We start from the raw sequence: 17,740 nt of genomic DNA, 5'->3' as shown, positions 1-17,740 counted from the left end.
GCGGTCGGCTGTGACAGTTCAGCCGTCGGTCCTGGCCAGATAGCGCGCCGGCAGGCTGTCGACCAGCCAGGTACGCGGGTCGGACGTGCGATAGAAGACGACGCCGTCGTCATGGGCGGCTTTGGCGTCCACGCGGAAGATTGTCGGCGTGGGACCGCGTCGTGAGCCGACTTCGCGCGCGACGTCTTCGGTGGTGCTCAGGTGCACGTACTGCCGGCGCATCGACCTGAGACCGTCGCGTTCGATCGCCTCGGCGGCTTGCGTGCCGTGGAAAAGCGTGTCCGGCGGGGTCGCCGCCACCTGGTCGATGCGGTCGGCGGTGGAGTGGCCATAACCGGCGCGGATACGTTCGCCGCTGATCTCGTAGCGCTTTTTGGCCGACTCGTCGATCAGGCTCGTCACATCGTCGCGGCTGATCGCCGGCCAGCGTTTGGCGAGCGCGCCGACGAGTGCGTCGAGGGTGACCCAGCCTTCGGAGTCGAGCGTCAGGCCGTACGCGGCCGGGTCGTGCCGCAGCGCGTGCGCCATCGTCTTGCTGATCGCCACTCTGTCCACGCACGCATCATGCCATCGGCGTCTATAGGATCTTGGCTATGGCGATGACGTTGCGAATTTTCACCGAGCCCCAGCAAGGTGCCTCCTACGACGACCTGCTGGCGGTGGCGAAGAAGACCGAGGAGAACGGCTTCGACGCGTTCTTCCGCTCCGACCACTTCCTCAAGATGGGTGGCCACGTGCCGGGTCACCCCGGGCCGACCGACTCGTGGGTCACGCTCGGTGCGTTGGCGCGCGAGACCTCGCGGATCCGGCTCGGCACGCTGGTGACCTCGGCGACCTTCCGCAACCCCGGCGTACTCGCCGTCGAGGTGGCGCAGGTCGACCAGATGTCCGGCGGCCGCGTCGACTTCGGCCTCGGCTCGGGCTGGTACGAGCAGGAGCACACCGCGCTCGGCCTGCCGTTTCCGTCGCTGGCCGAGCGGTTCGAGCGGTTCGCCGAGCAGCTGGAGCTGATCACCGGCATCTGGGCGGTGCCGGACGGTGAGACGTACTCCTTCGACGGCAAGCACTACCAGATCGTCGACTCGCCAGGCCTGCCGAAGCCGGTGCAGTCGCCGCGGCCGCCGATCATCATCGGTGGGGGCGGCAAGAAGAAGACGCCGGCGCTGGCCGCCAAGTACGCCGACGAGTTCAACTTCCCGTTCCGGAATGCCGCCGAGACGGCCGCGCAGTTCGACGTCGTACGCGCCGCGCTGGTCGAGGCCGGCCGCGCGGAGAGCGACATGATCTGGTCGACCGCGCAGACGACCGTCGTCGCCAAGGACGAGCAGACGCTCAAGCGGCGCGCGGCCGCGACCGGTCGCGATCTGTCCGACCTGCGCGAGAACGGCCTTGCCGGCTCGCCGGCCGAGGTGGTCGACAAGATCGGCACCTACGCGGAGGCCGGGGTGTCGCGCGTGTACGTACAGATTCTCGACCTGGCCGACCTGGAGCACCTGGACCTGATCGCCGCCGAGGTCCTGCCGCAGGTATAGCCGAGGGACTCCCTGCGAGCACCACGCGCACGTAGGGAGTCCCCACGGTCAGAGTTGGCGGAAGGTCCAGCGCTGGCAGGCGCCTTCCCAGTAGAGCCAGGTGATCACCAGCGCGCCGTGGTTGGGGTCGCAGCCGGAGACGTCCATCGAATAGCCGGTGCTCACCATCGTCACGCTGAACGTGCCGCCGGCGCTCGGCTCGATCCGCCACAGCTGGCATTCGGAGTCACTGCGCGGCCACGTCTCGACCGTGCCGTGTGTGAGCTTCGAACAGCTGTTGACGTCGATCGGCCGGTTGGCGCGCGGATCAGGGTCGATGATCTTGTATACGTCGTCGCCGAGGCTTTCCAGCTGCCAACCCTGGCACGGGCTGCCGGTGACCCAGTCCCACATCCGCACCTGGCCGCCGCCGTTGTCCGGGGTCTCGCAGTTGGTCACGTCCAGCACCATGTTGTGGTTGGTGTCCGCCTCGACCCGATAGCGCGCGGTGCCGTTCTCGCCGAGCTGCGTCGGGTTGTACGTGGCGCGCAGGATCCACTGCTGGTCCGCGCTCTGTCCACAGGTGACCTGCTTGACCGGCGCGAGGTCGTCGGTACGCGCACCGTCGACGCCGGCGCATTTGCCGCTGTGCGCGAATTTCAGCTGTACGACGGTGTCATAGCTGGCACCTTCGACGTATTGCAACGTGACCTGCTGGTTGGCGTACGCCTCGCCGTTGCCGCCTCCACACGGATGTTGCACGAGCTGTGCGCCGTCGTCGACGCTCGCGTACGCGACATCCGCGCACATCACGCCGGCCGGACTGCCGTTGGCGATGTGCATCGGCCGGATCGTGTACGTGCCGAGACCGTTGACCGCGTCGATCCGGAAACGCGCGTTGAGGTCGAGCGGCAGGCATTGGTACTGGATGAAGTTCGCCATGTCGGCGGTGCTGACACCTTGTACGTTCAGGCATTTGCCGCTGTTGCGGTTGACCAGCTCGTAGTTTCGGTGCTCCAGGTCGAATTTCGGCCCGGTGCTCGCGTCGACCTCGCCGTCCCAGGCCAGCACCGCGTCCTCGAACGCGGTGCCGGTGGAATGGAACGTGAAGACCTGTTGGTGGCCGGCCGGCGCGCCGGCGTTGAGCAGCGCGACATCGGATTTGCCGTCACCGTCGTAATCTCCGGCCAGCAACGTCATGACCGAGAGGTCCAGAGCGCCTTGCCGCCGCAGCCAGCTCGACTGCGTCAGCGTGCTTCCGTTGGACAGGAACACGTTGTAGCCGGTGTCACTCGGTCCGTACTCGTAAAGCGAGACGATGTCGTCCTTGCCGTCGCCGTTCACATCGGCGACGACCGGTTTGTTCTTCTCCCAGCAGTAGTTTCCGGCGCCGGAGTCGTAGATCGTCGTGGGGGAGCCGAAACCGCTGCCGGTGGACGGATAGACGTCGATGGCGGTCCGGCACGTGCCGGCGCTGCGTACGCTCACCAGGTCGGCGTTGTGGTCGCCGTCGATGTCTGCGATGAGCGGCGTGCTCTGGGCCCAGCTGTTGCCGGCCGCTGCCGTCGTCCAGACCGTCGGCGTCTTGAACCCGGTTTTCGCGGTGAAAACCAGGGCCTGCCAGTTGTTGTTGGTGCCGGCGTTCTGGACGATGATGTCGGTCTTTCCGTCGTTGTCGACGTCGCCGGCCACCACACGCGCGGTGCTCAGCGGGAAGGCGTTGGCATCACTGGTCCACACCGCCGGGAAGGCGTTGTATCGGTTTCCGTCCGACAGCAGCAGGTAAAGCGAGATCGTCCGGCCGGCGCCTTCGCGGAACATCGCGATGTCGGCATGGCCGTCGCCGTCGAAGTCGCCTTGTACGGGACGCGTGCGATACAAGGCGAAACCGCCGCCGTCGCCGCTGTCCCAGCCGATGTAGCCGTTCACGAACCCGCCGTTGGCCGCCGAGGTCACGTTCCACACGGTCGTACGGCCGAAACCCTGGTCGATGACCGCGGTGATGTCGGCCTTTCCGTCACCGGTGGCGTCGGCGCGTACGTGCCGCACCGGATGCGGATTACCGGCGTCCTCGTCGAGTGCCTCCAGGTCCCAGGACGGCCGGATCGCGCTGACGTTGCCGGCGCGGTCCACCGCGCGGACGTAGAGTTTCTTGCTCGGTACGCCGGTTGTCGGGTCCGGCGCGACGGTGATCGGCACCTTGGCCGTGCCGTCGGCGGCGGCCTTCACCCGCATGGTGACCTTGTCCTGCTGGAAACCGTAGACATATTCGGCGATGTCGTTGTCGGCGGTGCTGCCGGGCTGGAAGGTGACCGTGCCGGTCGTCCGCACGTAGAGCGTCGGCTCGCCGTCAGGATAGTCCGCGGAAACGATCTTCGGGACGCTCGGTTTCACCGTGTCGACAATGAAATAGCAGTCGGGGGTGGCCGGACTGGTGATGCCGCTGCTGTCCGTACTGGTCGCGTGGTAGTGGTAGACGACGCCGTTGGCCAGGCTGCCGGTCGGCACCTGCGGCCAGGAGAACGACGAGCCGGCCACGGTCGGACCGACATCGTTCTGGTACGCGACATTGCCGCTGGGGTCGACGATCTGCAGCCGCGAGGTGATGTTGTCGCCGGAGTCCGGATCGTCGGCGGCGCCGGTGAACTGCGGGGTGTTGGTGCCGATCGCCACCGGGGCGGAGGCGGTGCCACAGGTGACCGGCCGCGTCATGTTCAGACCGCGCGGCATCCGCGGCGGATTGTCGTACGTGATCGACAGGACCGCGGTGTTCGGCTGGAATTTCTTCCACTGGTAGATGTTGCGCTCGTCCGGTGCTTTCAGGCCGATCGACATCGTGGTGGCTCGCCGGTTGGCGACGTCCTGGACGGCGTTTTTCAGGTTGTCGCCGGCAAAGGTCATGTTCTTGGGATCGGGCCGCGGATAGGCCTCGGCCGACTGTGTGCTGAACCAGGTCTTCCAGTAGCCGCCGGTGTTGTCCCAGTCGAGAAACGCGTTGGGGTCGAGGTCCTGGAGCAGCCAGGCCTCGACCGGAGTGGCCGTGCCGGACGGACTGTAGTCCAGCACGATGTGGAAGCTCGCGTCCGTGATCGTGGCGCCGGCGATGGTCTGCGCGCCGTTGACGGTCGACAGCAGGAACATCGAGCGATAGAGGTTGCCGCTGTTGTCGTAGGCCCAGCCGACTTTCGCGCCACCGTCATTGGTGTCGTAGCCCCAGCCGGTCTGGTTTCCCATCCGTACGTTGACGTGCATCCACCTGATCAGGCCGCCGCTCAGCGACGGGTCGATGTAGAGCGGAAAACGCGCGGCCGGGTCGTCGAGCATCCCGGTGTCCGGCGTCAGTACGAACTCGGTCGGACTGGCCGCGGCCGGTGCGGTGCCGGCCTTGGCCAGCTGTCCGGCGGCGGTCGTGGCCAGACCGACCCGCGCGTATTTCGGCGGCTGCTTCCCGCCGAGGCCGGCGACGGCGGCTTTCTGCGCGGCGCTGACCGGTGCCGGCGGCGTGTCCCACATCATCGGATTTCCGGCGGTGAAAAGGATCTTGCCGGCGCGGTCGACGGCGACCGTACGCCCGTCGGCCTTCGTACGCAGCGTCACGCCGGTCGCGCTGACCGGATAATGGAGCGTCCGCAGCGCCGGATTCTGTGCGGCGGCGCGGTCCTTCACCACGAGCAGATGCGAAAATCCGTCGATGGTGACCTGGATTCGCAGGTCGACGCCGGGAAAAACGTCGGGATAGGTGGCCGTGTCGGCGGAAACCTCCGGCGCCGGCAGTTTCGCGATCCATCCCATCCGCACCTGGGCGTCCGGATGTCCGATGCTGAGCAGGTTGGTGCTGCCGCCGCCGGAAAGCACGATCGGAACGGTCGTGGCGGCCGGCCGGATCGAGCCGTCCGGCTGGCGGTGCAACGTGGTGTCCGGCGCGACCCAGCCGTCGCCACGACGTACGCGCACCGGCATCGCGTGCTGCTCGAGCGTACGCGTGCCGTCCGGATTGGCGTACGTCGTCGAGGTTTCCGAGCGTAGGCTGGGAATCTCCACGCGTTTACCGGATGTTTTGGCGCTTTGTATCGCTTTCGCGTCCGGTGACGCGTATGGGTCGACCTTCCGCGCCGGCGTTTTGGCCGGAACTGGACTGGCCTGTGCGTCGGTGACCATGGACAGCGGCAGCAATACCGCCGCCACGAACGAGACAAATGCGATCAGACGTCCGCGACGGCGGCTTGGACCCATGGATTCACCCCGGAAAAAGGAGAGGTCAGCGCAGCAACCTTGGCACGTCGGCGTTTTCCCGGCCATCACTGCGATATCCCTCGAAGTAATGAAAAGGTAAAACACCGCGATGATTGTCGAACTGATGGCAGCCGCGATCGCGTACGTGTGAGACTCCGGCCGGAATATCGCCGGCTTTGGAGATCTCCATGCCTATTTCCCGCCGTTTACGACGCCGCGTCCAGGCGTCCCTGGTGCTCCTGCTGACGATCACGCTGGTGGTGACCAGCCATGACCCGGCGGTGGCCGCGCCGTGGAAACCGGCCGACCCGGTTTTCCAGCCGAAGAAGGAGAAGTCCGTACCGGTCAGCAAGGTCACGCCGAAGGCGTTGCCGGCCGACCCAGGTGCGAAGCTGCGGATGACGAAGGCACCGGCGGTGAGCTGGCCGGCGGCCGCGACCGCCGACGCTCAGGTCGCCGCGGCGCCGACGGCCAGGAGCGGCAAGATGGCCGCGCAGGTGCCGGCGACCGGCAGGGCCGGCACGCTGCCGGTGTGGGTCACCGCGCCGACCGGCAAGCAGGCCAAGGCTCAGGCCAACACGCCGGCACCGACCAAGGTGCGGGTGGAAAACCTCGGCCGCAAAGGCAACGCGCTGTGGCTGCGGCTGGCGCGTACGGACGGCGTCGAGCAGCCGGGGACGGTCGGCCTGCAGGTCAGCTACCAGTCCTTCCGCAACGCCTACGGCGGTGACTGGGCCAACCGGCTGCAGCTGGTGAAGCTGCCGGCCTGTGCGTTCGCCAACCAGGCGGCCGCCGAGGCCGGCCAGCCGCCGGCGGTCGCGGCCGGCTGCGTGCCGACCGTGGTCCCCAGCCACAACGACGGCTCCGGCGTGATCACCGCCGACGTGCCGGTGGCCGCCGACGGCGCCGCACCGGCCGCCTACGCGGTGCAGGCCGCGATCGGTGGCTCGGCCGGCACGTTCGCCGCCACCAGCCTGGCGCCGAGCGCGACCTGGCAGGTCGGCGGCGCGGCCGGCGACTTCAACTGGTCGTATCCGATGGAGATGCCGCCAGCGATCGGCGGTCCGGCGGCGAAGGTGTCGCTCGACTACTCCTCCGGTGGAGTCGACGGGCGTACGTCCGCGACCAACAACCAGCCGTCGTGGGCCGGCGAGGGGTTCGAGCTGACACCCGGCGGCTCGGTCGAGCGCCGCTATGCCTCGTGCGCCCAGGACACCAAGGGAAACAACGGCACCAAGCCGGTCGGTGACCTGTGCTGGAAGACCGACAACGCCACCTTCACGCTGAACGGCAAGGGTGGCGAGCTGGTCAAGGACGACACCACCGGCCAGTGGCACATGAAGGGTGACGACGGCACCGTCGTGACCCGGCAGACCGGCGCGCCGAACGGCGACAACGACGGCGAGTACTGGATCTTCACCACCAAGGACGGCACGAAGTACTACTTCGGCCTGAACCACCTGCCCGGTTACGACTCGACACCGGACGACCCGAAGAAGAACACCAACTCGGCGTGGACCGTGCCGGTGGCCGGCAACGACGTCAACGAGCCGTGCCACAAGACGGCGTTCGCCGACTCGTTCTGCGACCAGGCATACCGGTGGAACCTCGACTACGTCGTGGACCGGCATGGCAACACGATGAGCCTGTTCTATGCCACCGAGATCAACCACTACGCGCGCAACGCGACCGCCACGACGGTTAGCGCGTACGTCCGCGGCGGCAACATCGACCACATCGACTATGGCCAGCAGGACGGGCGCGTCTACACCGACCCGGCGATCGCGCGTGTGCTGTTCACCACCGCCGAGCGGTGCGTGCCCGGCAGCGCGTGCACGTACAGCCAGCCGCAGACCTATCCGGACACGCCGCTGGACCAGCTGTGCGACAGCACCACCAACTGCGACAAGCGGTTCAACCCCGGTTTCTTCACCACCAAGATGCTGACCAAGGTGACCTCGCAGGTGTGGCGCGGCAGCGCGTACGGCGACGTGGACTCGTGGTCGCTGGCGCACTCGTTCCGCGATCCCGGTGACGGCACGCGGGCTGGCCTGTGGCTCGACGGCATCGGCAATGCCGGTCTGGTCGGCGGCTCGGTGCAGACGCCGCAGGTCACCTTCGACTCCATCCAGCTGGCCAACCGCGTCGTCATCCCCGGCGACAACGAGCCGCCGATGAACTGGCTGCGGGTCAGCACGATCAAGTACGGCACCGGCGGCACGCTGGCGGTGACGTACTCGCCGCCGGAGTGTGCGGCCGGCAACCTGCCCGCGGCCGCGGACACCAACACCATGCGCTGCCATCCGATCAAGTGGACGGCACCGAACGAGACCGCGCAGCGCACCGACTGGTTCCACAAGTACGTGGTCACCCAGGTGACCGAGGCGGACCTGGCCGGCGGCAACGAGCCGGTGGTCACGCAGGTCAAGTACCTGTCCGCACCGGCGTGGCGACACGACGACGAAGACGGCCTGGTGCCGATCGGCGAGAAGACCTGGGGCCAGTGGCGCGGCTATGACCACGTCCAGGTGCTCAAGGGCAACCCCGGCGGACCGCAGACCGTCACCGACTCACGCTATTTCCGTGGCATGGACGGCGACCTGAAGGCCGACGGCAGCCACAAGAGCGTGCCGATCACCGACTCGACCGGCGGTACGGTCGCCGACCATGTGGCGCTGGCCGGGCAGCTGCGCGAGCAGGACACGCTCAACGGCACGCAGTTGGTGTCGCGGACGATCACCGACCCGTGGGTCTCGGCGGCGACCGCGGTCAGCAAGAAGGACTGGGGGACGACCAGCGCGTACGAGACGCAGCAGGCCGGCAACCACCAGGCCGAGAGCCTGGACGGCGGAGCGCTGCGGCAGAGCGCGGCCAACAACATCTATGCCGCCGACGGCACGCTGCTGGCATCCAACGACCAGAAGGACCTGTCCAACCCCAACGACGACACGTGTACGCGCTACGAATACGCCAACAACGCCAGCGCCGGCCTGTCCGAGCTGCCGACCCGCAAGCAGACGGTCGCGGTCGGCTGCGACAAGTCGTACACGCCGCAGCAGGTGCTCTCCGACGAGCGCACCTACTACGACGGCGCGACCTCGCCGACCACGCCGCCGACCAAGGGTGACGTGACGCGTACCGACCGGCTGTCCGGTTTCGACTCCGACGGCACGCCGCGCTACCAGACGGTGAAGACGGCCAAGTACGACGCGATCGGCCGCGCCACCCAGATCACCGACGCGCTGAACAACGTCACCACGACCGACTTCACACCGTCCGGCGCCGGACCGCTGACCAAGACGACCATCACCCAGGCCAACGGCCAGACCGCGGTCACCGAGCTGGAACCGGCCTGGGGCAAGGAAACCGCGGTCACCGACGCCGGCGGCCACCGCACCGAGGCCACCTACGATCCGCTCGGTCGCGCGGTCAGCGTCTGGCTGCCCGGCCGTTCCGGCGGTGCGACGCCGGCCGGCGACCCGGCGGCCAAGGCCGGCGCGAACATCGCCGGCAAGGCGGCCGCCGCGGACAACGCGTCGGTGCCCAACATGCACTACACGTACTCGGTGCAGGCCGACGCGGCGAGCTCGGTCACCACCGACACGTTGCAGACCGACGGCAGCCTGCGCACCACGTACACGATGTCGGACGGCCTGCTGCGCAAGGTGCAGACACAGGAGCCAGCACCTGGCGGCGGCCGTACGTTGACCGACGTACGCTACGACAGCCGTGGCCTCGAGGTGAAGAGCGACGGTCCGTACTACAACGACGCACCACCGAACACCGACGTCCTCACCCCGGACGAGTCGGCGCTGCCGACCCAGAAGATCACCGAGTACGACCTGGCCGCCCGGCCGACCGCCGAGGTCTTCCGGTCCGACGGCGAGGAGAAGTGGCGGACGACCCACACGTACGCCGGTGACCACCAGACCGACGACCCGCCGGCCGGTGACGCGCCGAGCACCAGGTTCACCAACGTGCAGGGACAGGTCACCGAGCTGCGCGAGTACGCCGGCAGCTCGCCGACCGGCAGCTACGACAAGACCGCCTACACCTACACACCGGCCGGTCAGCTGGCCAGCGTCACCGACCCGAGTGGCAACAAGTGGACGTTCGACTACGACGTACGCGGACGCAAGATCAAGGAGACCGACCCCGACCGCGGCGCCACCACCTACACGTACAACGACCTCGACCAGATGACGTCGAGCACGGACGCGCGCGGCACGACGCTGGCGTACACCTACGACGCCATCGGCCGTAAGACCGGTGAGTTCCTCGGCTCGACGAGCGGCACGAAGCTCGCCGACTGGGTCTACGACACGCTCACGGTTGGGTCGCCGACCTCGTCCACGCGATATGTCAACGGTCAGGCGTACACGACGCGGATCACCGGCTACAACTCGGCCGGCAAGCCGCTCGGCGCGCAGGTCACCATCCCGTCCTCGGAAGGTGGACTGGCGGGGACCTACACGACGACCAACACCTACAACGTCGACGGTGAGATCGCGACCTCGGCGCTGCCGGCGATCGGCGACCTGCCGGCCGAGACCATGCAGTATGGCTATGACGCCAACGACCAGCCGACCACGCTGTCGTCGAACCTGACCACGTACGTGCGCGGCACGCAGTACACGCCGTTCGGCGAGGTTTCGTTGGTGACGCTGGGATCCACCGGCGGCAAGTGGGTCCAGCTCGGCTACGAGTACGAGCAGGGGACCCGGCGGCTGCAGAAGGTCACCACCGACAAGGAGACGCTGCCGCGGCGGATCTCCAGCGTGGCCTACACGTATGACCCCGGCGGCAACATCACCAGCGTCACCGACACGCCGTCGTCCACCAGCGGCCAGCCGGCGGACACGCAGTGCTTCAACTACGACAACCTGCGGCGGCTGACGTCGGCGTGGACGCCGTCCAGCAACGACTGCTCGACCGCGCCGAGCCAGAGCGCGCTTGGTGGTCCGGCGCCGTACTGGAACGCCTACACCTACGACGCGAGCGGCAACCGCAAGACCGAGACGCGGACGACCCCGACCGCGTCGACCACGTCGACGTACAGCTATCCGGCGCCGGGACAGCCGCAGCCGCACGGCGTGACGCAGGTGCAGACCACCGGCAGCACGACCGGCACCAGCACGTATTCGTACGACGCCACCGGAAACCAGCTCACCCGCAACGGGGAGAGCTACACCTGGGACGCCGAAGGCAACCTCACCAAGGTCACCAACGGCGGCAAGTCGACCGACTTCGTCTACGACGCCGACGGCAACCGGCTGCTGCGCCGCGACTCGACCGGCACGACGCTGTATCTCGGCGACACCGAGGCACTGCTCAAGCCGGACGGCTCGGTGGCCGGCACGCGCTACTACAAGCACGGCAAGCAGACCGTGGCGATCCGGACCGCCGGCAAGCTGACCTGGCTCGGCGCCGACCAGAACGGCACGTCCAACACCGCGATCGCCGACACCGCGACGCAGGAGGTCGTACGCCGGTTCTTCGACCCCTTCGGCAACAACCGCGGCACCGCGGCGCCGGTCTGGCCGGGACAGCGGTCGTTCGTCGGCGGCACCTCGGATCCGTCGACCGGACTGATACACCTCGGCGCACGTGAGTACGACCCGACGATAGGCCGGTTCATCTCGGTCGACCCGAAGGTCGATTACCAGCAGCCGGACACGCTCAACGCGTACTCGTACGCGAACAACAACCCGGTGACCTTCACCGACCCCGACGGCACGTCGTGGTTCAGCGACATCATCACCTCGGTCAAGAGCGTCGCGCAGACGGTCGTCAACCGGGTCGTGGACACCGTCAAACAGGCGGTGCAGGTGGTCACGCCGGTGATCAACTGGGTGAAGGACCAGGCCACGGCGGCCTTCGAGGCAGTCAAGAGCTTCGTACAGAAGACCGTCGAGGTGGTGAAACAGGTCGTCAAGACGGTCGTCAAGGTCGTCAAGAAGGTCGTCAAGGAAGTCAAGAAGGTCGTCAAACAGGTCGCGAAAGTCGCGAAGAAAGTCGCCTCAGCCGTCAAGGACACGGTGAAGAAGGTCGCGTCCAAGGTCGGAGCGGCGGCCGTCGCGGTCGGAAAGGCCGTCGCGAAGGCGGCCACCGCGGCGGCGAAGTGGGCCTGGGAGAACCGAGAACAGATCCTCTGGACGGCGCTGGACGTAGGACTGACCATCGCCGCCTGTGCCGGCACCGCCGGCGCCGGATGCATCGCGCGCGGCCTGCTCGAGGTCGCGGCCTGGACAGCGGCGTCGAACCTGCTGCCTGACCCGCCGGCGCCGGCCGCGGAGTCGGCGGCCGAGCCGAAGCAGTATTCCGGCACGGTCACCTTCGGCAGCGACGGCAAGATCCAGCGGCCACCGGAGTACGACCCGGCCAACTGGAAGACCGGGACGGTCGCCGACCAGTCGATGGAGCAGTTGAGGCATGGCAAGGAGGAGGACTTCAAGTATCGAGGACACACTCCGTCGACCTTCGACGGCCCGGCGCCACGGCGAGCGAAGCTGGTCGGTTGGGCCCTGAGCGCGATGGACGTGATCTTCAAGATCGGCCACTGATCCGACGGCCCGGCCCGGACGCTGTGACGGCGTCCGGGCCGGCCTGTTTTTGGCCCCGTTTTTGGGCCCCCGATGCCAGAGTCCGTGGCGCGTACGACAAACCAGCGACCATCGCGCGGCCGGTGTCTGGCGGCGGTCAGCGCGCGAAGATCTCGACCAGGTTGTCGCCGCGTGCGGAGCGGTGGATCATCACCGAGCGCTGCCAGCGGCGGCGGTGGATGAGGCCGGCGCGCTCCAGATACTGGCAGTGGTGCGTCATCGTCGTGGCGCTGCACGAGGCCAGCGCGGCGGCGTCGCTCATCGTCATCGGCGCGGACAGCGCGCGCAGCAGGATCGCGCGTACGGACCCCACGACCGTGTTGAGCGGATCGTCGGTCTGGCCGATCACCGGCTGGCGTTCCCACACGCTGCCGATCGCCGGCACCGGATAGCCGACCCACACCATGTCCGGCAGGTCCGCGTTGAAGACGCTCGCGCGCAGGCCCGAGACCATCGGCACGAGCACGAGCGGACGGCCGCCGAGGTCGATCACGGTGGGGTGGCGGTCCGGCAGCGTCAGCGCGCCGTCCGCGTACGAGAAGCGGCTGCTCAGGCTGCCGAGCAACAGGTCGACGGCGTCGGTGACGACGGCGGCACCGACGCGCTCGGTCTCCAGCGACAGCAGGTTCTTGGCTCTGGCCCAGATCCGCTCGGTCGCGCTCCACGCCTCCCCAAGCGCGTCGGCGTACGCGCTCAGCCAGCGGCCCGGCTGCGCCAGCACCGGCCGCCAGGACTCCGGCGGATGTCCCAGGTAGGTCAGCTCGAGCTCGGTCACCAGCAGGTCCGGCCGTACGGATCGGATCAGGTCGAACTGCTCGGCGATCGGCACCTGTCCGGGCCGGCCGAGCGGCACCAGGCAGTCCGGGATGGACACCGTGTCCGGCGCGAACAGCGGCCGCAGCACGTCCGGCCGGGTCACCGCCCGGCGGACCGCGGCCCGCACCTCCTGCGGCGTACCCTGCGCCGGGCCGCCGAGGCTGTCCGCGACCGTGGACAGCAGGCTCACCAGCGGGTTGACCGACAGCTGTACGGTCGCGTCGCCGGACATCCGCAGCGACGTGCCGGCGACACGCCGCGTCCTTTTCGCCACTGCGCCAGTCATCCCATCGGCCCTTCGTCCGGCACACTGACCCGGTTGTCCGGTGACTCACCGTTTACTGAAAAGGCCTGACAACGTCAAGAGATCCCTGCCGGGAGGGTAGTTTCCGCTCAAAATCAACGGCGGCTATTCCGGCAACTGTGGCGTTACCGGATTTCTTCCCGCACCGACAAAACGGTTGAGCGCTAAATGGCGAGCAGCCGCGGCAGCGCCGCCTCGACGACCGGGGTGACTTCGGCGACGGTCACCTGGCGGCCGAGCTCGGCGGTCAGCGAGGTGACGCCGGCGTCGGTGATGCCACACGGTACGAACGTGCCGAAGGCGGCCAGGTCGGCGTCGCAGTTGATGGCGAAGCCGTGCATGGTGACCCCGCGGGCGACCCGCAGGCCGATCGCCGCGACCTTGCGGTCGGGGCCACGCTCGTCGGCGGCGACCCACACGCCGCTGCGGCCTTCCACCTGCACGCCGGTCACGCCGAAGGTGGCGCACACGTCGATCAGCATGAGCTCCATCCGGCGTACGAACGCGACCACGTCGACCGGCTCCGGCAGCTTGACGATCGGATAGCCGACCAGCTGTCCCGGCCCGTGCCAGGTGATCTTGCCGCCGCGGTCGACGTCGACGACCGGCGTGTCACCGGCCGGCCGTTCCCACGGCTCGGTCCGCTTGCCGGCGGTGTAGACCGGCGGATGTTCCAACAGCAGCACGGTGTCCGGCCCGTCGCCGGCGACCCGTGCCGCGTGCAGCTGTTTCTGCCGTTCCCACGCCTGGACGTACTCGACCGTGCCGGCGCGTACGACCGTCAGCCGCGATACAGATGTCGTCACGTCGCCAAATCTACGCCGACTTCATCCGGCCGGTCGCGATGCCGGCCAGCCGTCGTACGAGTGTGCGTGGAGTGAGCCGGGTGGCGGTGGACAGCGCGGAGTTCAGCGCACCGGGCACGACGGTGGCGCGGCCGTACGCGCAGGCCGTCAACGCCGCACGCGCGACGTTTTCCGGTGTGTCCCACAGCAGCGCCGACGCGCCGGTCTCGCCGACACCGGTGGCGCTGCCCATCTCCGTCCTGGTGAAACCCGGCATCGCGACCGTCACCACGACCGACTTGTCGCGCAGTTCCTCGTGCAGCGACTCGCCGAAGTTGGTCAGGAACGCCTTCGTCGCGGTGTAGACCGCGAACAGCGGCGCCGGCTGCAGCGCGCCGAGCGACGACACGAGCAGGATCCAGCCGCGTTGGCGCTTCACCATCAGCGGCAGCGCCGCGCGGGTCAGCCGCATCGGCGCGACCGTGTTGAGCTGCAGCAGCCTGGTCGACTCGTCGGCGCCGATGTCGGCGAACGGTCCGAACGTACTCGCCGCCGCGTTGTTCACCAGCAGGTCCAGCGGCCGGCTCGGGTCGCCGAGCCGCGCCTCCACCCTGGCCAGCTCCCTGGCGTCGCTGAGATCCGCCGGCAGCACCTCGACCTCGACGCCGTGCCGGCTGGTCAGCTCGGCGGCCAGCTGGTCGAGCTTGCCGGTCGACCTGGCGACCAGTACGAGATCGACGCCGGCGCCGGCCAGCAGCCGCGCCATGGCGGCTCCGATCCCCGAGCTCGCCCCGGTCACCAGAGCGCTTGTGTACGGCAACGGCATGGCGCTCACCGTACCGGCCTACTGCCTGTGTGGATGCGCGGAGTAGTGGGCGGCCAGGATGTCGTCGCCGAAGTCGGCGCGCGGGAACCGGCAGACGCTGTGGATGTGGTTGGCGTCGTTCTGGGTGTTGTCGTATTCGACCAGGAAGTCCGGTGCCTGCAGCCGGTAGTAGTGGCCGCGACCCGGCTCGATCGAGCCCTCCCAGGCGAAATGTACGTCGTCCAACGCGGGCCGGCGGGCGGCTGCGATCGGCGCCGGCAGCCGGTCGACGTATGTGTCGACCAGCCGGCGCAGGATGTCGCTGGCCGCGCCGGGCAGCTTGGCTCCGGAGACGCCGAGCGGTTGCAACGGATCTGGGCTGATCCGCGGCGAGTACGTCGTGTGGATGTCGTGCGGCGCCGCGTCCGAGACGATCGCGGCCGACCGGCAGCCGGCGCCCATCGCGGCCAGCAGCTCGCGCGGAAGCACGGCCTCCTGCGTCAGCGGCGCGATGATCGGGGTGCCGCGGTAGTCGACGATGGCCGGGTTGGCGCCGAGGAAACACGGACTGATCGACACGTCGTCGCCGACCACCGTCACGTTCACCGACACGTGGTGGCCTTCGAACCGCCAGGCCCAGGCCTCGTCTTTTCTCGGGTCACCGAAGAAAATCGTCCAGTAGTCGGTGTTGTGCCGCTGCCGGTCGCCGCCTTCGCGCAGGTCGAGCACGTCCTCCAGCGCGATGATGCTGGCCGCCTGCGCGTACGCGTGTGGACTGAGCGCGCTCGCCAGCAGCCGGTGCACACCCTTGCGCTGCGCGCGGTCCAGCTCGGCGAAGGTCAAACCGGCGCGGTCTCTGGGCACGTACGTCCAGTCGCGCCGCACCTGCTCCTCGGTGAGCGGTCGGCACATGTCGGCGCTCTGGTCGTCGGTCAGCGACCCGAAGAGCGCGGCCGCCGCGGCTGCCATGTCCGGTTGCGTTCCCACCGGATCACCCTATCGGGGATGCCGGACCGGCTCTAAGTCCGCAGCAGGACAACGGTTCATCCCGGTGTCGGACGCGACCGCGCGATCGTACGGAAATCGTAAGAGGGTCTCTATCCGAGCAAAAGGAGAGATCTATGCGAAAAATCAGACGTTGGGGAGCTGTGACGGCGGCCTTGGTGGTCACGGTGGCGTCGCTCGTCGGCAGCGCGCCGGCACACGCCGCCGGCACGATCGACTGGGGTGCCTGTCCGCCGGAGATCGCCAGCCAGCCTGGCGGCTCGGCGTTGCAGTGCGGGTCGGTGTCGGTGCCGCTGGACTATACGAAACCGGCTGGTCCACACATTTCCGTCGCGGTCTCCCGGCTCGCCGCGCCGCCGGAGCACCGGCGCGGAGTCCTGCTGCTCAACCCCGGTGGTCCCGGCGGTCCGGGACTCGACATGCCGCTGATGATCGGCCAGCTCGCGCCGGCGAGCGTGCTCGACTCCTACGACCTGATCGGCTTCGACCCACGCGGACTCGGCCACAGCACGGCGCAGACCTGCGCGCTGACGACTGACCAGCAGATGGGCCTCATCCCGTATCCGCGTGCCGGCGGATTCGACGCGGACGTGGCCTTCCAGAAGCAGGTCGTCAAGCAGTGCTTCGACAACAGCGGCGCGGTGCTGCCCTACATCACGACCGCCAACACCGCCCGTGACATGGACCAGATCCGGACGGCTTTGGGGGAGCGGAAGATCTCCTACTTCGGCGTCTCGTACGGCACCTACCTCGGTGCCGTCTACTCGTCGCTGTTCCCGCAGAACACCGACCGGGTGATCCTGGACAGCTCGGTCGGCTCGCAGCTGATCTGGCGTGATGAGTTCCGAGCCTGGGGACCGGCGACCGAGCTGCGGTTCCCGGACTTCGCGAAATGGGCCGCGGCGCGCAATGGCGCGTACGAGCTCGGAGCGACGCCGGCGGCCGTACGCGCCACGTACTTCCGGCTGGCGGCGAAGCTGGACAAGACGCCGGTCGGTCCGTACACCGGCAACGTCTTCCGCGGCCAGACCCGCGGTGGGCTCTACAACGACAGCCAGTTCGCGTCGCTCGCGCAGCTCTGGCAGGCACTCGACCGCGCCGACGCGGCGACGGCGACCGCCGTCGCCAAGCGGGCCTCGCTGGCCACGCCGCCGGCGGACGACGGGGCGGCCGTGCTGACGGGTGTCCTGTGTGGAGACACCGCGTGGCCGAAGGATCTTTCCCGCTATCAGGCCGATCGCGAGCGGGACGCCAAGCGTTATCCGATCTCCGGCGCGATGGCCTCCAACGTCTGGCCGTGCGCTTTCTGGCCGGTGCCACCGAAAGAACCGCTCGTGAAGATCGACGCGGACGGTCCGTCCAACATCCTGATCCTGCAGAACCTGCGTGATCCGGCGACCATCTACAGCGGCGGCGTTCAGATGCGGGCCTCTTTCGGCGACCGCGCTCGGCTGGTGACGGTCAACCAGGGCGGTCACGGCGTCTATCTGTTCACGCAGAACGCGTGCAGCACCAACCTCGCGACGCAGTGGCTGGTGAACGGGACGCTTCCCAGGCACGACCAGTATTGTTCGGCCGGTGATGTTTCGCTGAAATCCAAGGCGATCGGCGCCAACCGGGACAGGATCGTGCAGCAGTTGCAGGCCAGGCAACGACCCTTCTAGGGTCTGTTTCGAAAC

General features: G+C 68.3%; 10 protein-coding genes. 3 read left to right on the top strand and 7 right to left on the bottom strand.

Features of this window, described 5'->3' with window-relative positions:
• Window positions 1-18 precede the first annotated feature (18 nt).
• Window positions 19-555, bottom strand: coding sequence for an RNA 2'-phosphotransferase (locus GNX95_RS10050; RefSeq protein ID WP_222853490.1), 537 nt, complete (start codon window positions 553-555; stop codon window positions 19-21).
• A gap of 44 nt (window positions 556-599) precedes the next feature.
• On the opposite strand from GNX95_RS10050, the gene GNX95_RS10045 reads away from it, so the two are divergent.
• Entirely contained in the window at window positions 600-1,532 is a 933-nt protein-coding gene (locus tag GNX95_RS10045; RefSeq protein ID WP_163507965.1) for an LLM class F420-dependent oxidoreductase, read from the top strand.
• Between the two features lie 48 nt (window positions 1,533-1,580).
• Here GNX95_RS10045 and GNX95_RS10040 read toward each other — a convergent pair whose 3' ends face one another.
• Window positions 1,581-5,552, bottom strand: a complete 3,972-nt coding sequence (locus GNX95_RS10040; protein ID WP_163506828.1) for an RICIN domain-containing protein — start codon at window positions 5,550-5,552, stop codon at window positions 1,581-1,583.
• Window positions 5,553-5,769: 217 nt separating this feature from the next.
• Window positions 5,770-5,934 (bottom strand): hypothetical protein, encoded by a 165-nt coding sequence (locus GNX95_RS10035; RefSeq protein WP_163506827.1) that lies wholly within the window; start codon window positions 5,932-5,934, stop codon window positions 5,770-5,772.
• Between the two features lie 43 nt (window positions 5,935-5,977).
• Here GNX95_RS10035 and GNX95_RS10030 point away from each other — a divergent pair, with 43 nt between their 5' ends.
• A complete protein-coding gene (locus GNX95_RS10030; protein ID WP_163506826.1) occupies window positions 5,978-12,307 on the top strand; it encodes an RHS repeat-associated core domain-containing protein in 6,330 nt (2,109 codons plus the stop codon).
• Between the two features lie 136 nt (window positions 12,308-12,443).
• On the opposite strand, the gene GNX95_RS10025 is transcribed toward GNX95_RS10030, so the two are convergent.
• From GNX95_RS10025 to GNX95_RS10010, 4 genes are all read right to left on the bottom strand, one after another.
• Window positions 12,444-13,448, bottom strand: coding sequence for a winged helix-turn-helix domain-containing protein (locus GNX95_RS10025; protein WP_163506825.1), 1,005 nt, complete (start codon window positions 13,446-13,448; stop codon window positions 12,444-12,446).
• A 182-nt stretch (window positions 13,449-13,630) separates the two neighbouring features.
• A complete protein-coding gene (gene lipB / locus GNX95_RS10020; protein ID WP_163506824.1) occupies window positions 13,631-14,272 on the bottom strand; it encodes a lipoyl(octanoyl) transferase LipB in 642 nt (213 codons plus the stop codon).
• A gap of 10 nt (window positions 14,273-14,282) precedes the next feature.
• Complete coding sequence (locus tag GNX95_RS10015; protein WP_163506823.1) at window positions 14,283-15,077, bottom strand: SDR family NAD(P)-dependent oxidoreductase; 795 nt, start codon at window positions 15,075-15,077, stop codon at window positions 14,283-14,285.
• Between the two features lie 18 nt (window positions 15,078-15,095).
• On the bottom strand, window positions 15,096-16,043 hold the full coding sequence (locus GNX95_RS10010; RefSeq protein WP_222853489.1) for a DUF3500 domain-containing protein: 948 nt from the start codon (window positions 16,041-16,043) through the stop codon (window positions 15,096-15,098).
• Between the two features lie 134 nt (window positions 16,044-16,177).
• Between GNX95_RS10010 and GNX95_RS10005 the strand changes: the two genes are divergently transcribed.
• Window positions 16,178-17,725: an alpha/beta hydrolase gene (locus tag GNX95_RS10005; RefSeq protein WP_163506822.1), complete on the top strand. Its 1,548-nt coding sequence runs from the start codon at window positions 16,178-16,180 to the stop codon at window positions 17,723-17,725.
• The last annotated feature ends 15 nt before the right edge of the window (window positions 17,726-17,740 follow it).

The organism is Fodinicola acaciae (assembly GCF_010993745.1).
GTDB lineage: Bacteria > Actinomycetota > Actinomycetes > Mycobacteriales > HKI-0501 > Fodinicola > Fodinicola acaciae.
Note: the sequence above shows the minus strand (reverse complement) of the source record. Positions and strands in the feature narration are given on the sequence as shown.

What these genes read in the sequence shown, in the direction of transcription:
- GNX95_RS10045 (WP_163507965.1), top strand. Translation starts at nt 600, where the DNA reads ATGACGTTGCGAATTTTCACCGAGCCCCAGCAAGGTGCCTCCTACGAC.
- GNX95_RS10035 (WP_163506827.1), bottom strand. Translation starts at nt 5,934, where the DNA reads ATGGAGATCTCCAAAGCCGGCGATATTCCGGCCGGAGTCTCACACGTA.
- GNX95_RS10025 (WP_163506825.1), bottom strand. Translation starts at nt 13,448, where the DNA reads ATGACTGGCGCAGTGGCGAAAAGGACGCGGCGTGTCGCCGGCACGTCG.
- GNX95_RS10015 (WP_163506823.1), bottom strand. Translation starts at nt 15,077, where the DNA reads ATGCCGTTGCCGTACACAAGCGCTCTGGTGACCGGGGCGAGCTCGGGG.
- GNX95_RS10005 (WP_163506822.1), top strand. Translation starts at nt 16,178, where the DNA reads ATGCGAAAAATCAGACGTTGGGGAGCTGTGACGGCGGCCTTGGTGGTC.